This window comes from Adlercreutzia mucosicola DSM 19490 (assembly GCF_000422625.1).
GTDB lineage: Bacteria > Actinomycetota > Coriobacteriia > Coriobacteriales > Eggerthellaceae > Adlercreutzia > Adlercreutzia mucosicola.
Map to the genome: position 1 here is coordinate 1 of NZ_AUGK01000027.1, position 1,408 is coordinate 1,408.

Consider the following 1,408-nt stretch of genomic DNA (forward strand, 5'->3'; position numbering starts at 1 on the left):
GCGTGCGCTACGGCTCGGCCGCCGCGGACAAGCGCGGGCGCGCCAGCGTCGACGGCGGCCTTCGCCAATGCGGCCGGCGAGGTGCTGGCCGAGCGCCCCAGGAGGTTCGGCTCGGCGCCGCCGTCGCCCGACCCGGCGTCCCAGCTGGGGATGCTCGCCAAGCGCCCGGGCGCGTGGCGCAACTCGCCGGCGAGGGCGGCGATGCCCGGCAGCGTCGCCGCCCATATCGACGCGATGGGCGCACGGGCCCTGTCCAACCTGGCGGCCTGCATGGAGCGGTGGTGCCGGTCGTGGTCGTACGACGAGGTGGCGGCCGCGTTGGACGAGGTGCTCGCCAGGATCGGTGCGGTGCGCGGGCCCGACGTCGAGATGATGCTGGCGCGCATGGGCGGCTTCGGGCTGGGGACGGCGCCGGACGTCGGGCCGGACCTGTCGGCCTACGACGGGCTGCTCGGCGGCGATGCCGCATGAGCGCGAGGACGGAGCTGGAGGCGCGCGCCCGGGCGGCGTTCCGCGCGGTGATGCTGTCGAACCACACAGCGGAGAAGTTCGCCTCCGAGGCCGCCACGCGCGACCTGCGGCTGATATGCGAGGTGTTCGACGAGGAGGTGGCCTGGCGGGAGAAGTCCAAGCGCGAGAGGCTGCTCAAGCGCGCCCGCTTCCCCGTCCCCAAGACGTTCGAGGGCTACGACTGGTCACGCATCCGCATGCCGGAGGGCGTGGCCAGGGAGGCTGTGGAGTCCTGCGAGTTCGTGGGGAGGATGCGGAGCCTCGTGCTGTACGGCGGGGTGGGCAGCGGAAAGACCCACATGGCCATAGCCTGCGGCACGGCGGCGTGCAGCAGGGGCCTCTCCGTGATGTTCTCCACCGTATCCGACCTCGTGGCCAGGGTGCAGAGGGCCGAGGAGGCGGGGGCGCTGGACCGGGTGTTCCGCGAGGTCGAGCGTGCCGGCCTGGTGATACTCGACGAGCTGGGCTACCTGCCCATAGACCGCCAGGGCGCAAGGCTGCTGTTCCGGGTCGTGTCGAAGTGCTACGAGCGGCGCAGCCTGATCGTCGCCACCAACCTGGAGCTCTCGCGCTGGGGCTCGGTCCTCGCCGATGACCAGATGGCGGCGGCGATGATAGATAGGATAATCCACTGCGGCCACCTCGTCGTGTTCGAGGGGCCGACGAAGAGGATGGAGGCGTCCCCGATGGCGAGAAGGGCCTAGTCGGGGAGGACGGCGCGCCGTTGCCGAACCTGAGAAGCTTCAGTGCCCAGCATGAAAGTTTTCGTTGCCACTAGTGAAAGTTCCTAGTTGACAAAAACATCCCAGAGCTCCGGCCTCGTGGGCGCCTTCGGATGCGCTAGCGCATAGTAGTAGCTGGACCTCGGCAAGCGGGCCGCTTCTAGCAGGCCAGCTAG

Annotated in this window: 2 protein-coding genes; both read left to right on the plus strand. The window is 70.1% G+C overall.

All coding sequences use genetic code 11. The features are described 5' to 3' along the window. A partial coding sequence (locus G503_RS0111020; RefSeq protein ID WP_028027611.1) for a hypothetical protein occupies window positions 1-471 on the plus strand: 471 nt, incomplete at its 5' end. Then, complete coding sequence (gene istB / locus G503_RS0111025; RefSeq protein WP_202805179.1) at window positions 468-1,214, plus strand: IS21-like element helper ATPase IstB; 747 nt, start codon at window positions 468-470, stop codon at window positions 1,212-1,214. The genes G503_RS0111020 and istB, both read left to right, overlap by 4 nt. Window positions 1,215-1,408: the final 194 nt, after the last annotated feature.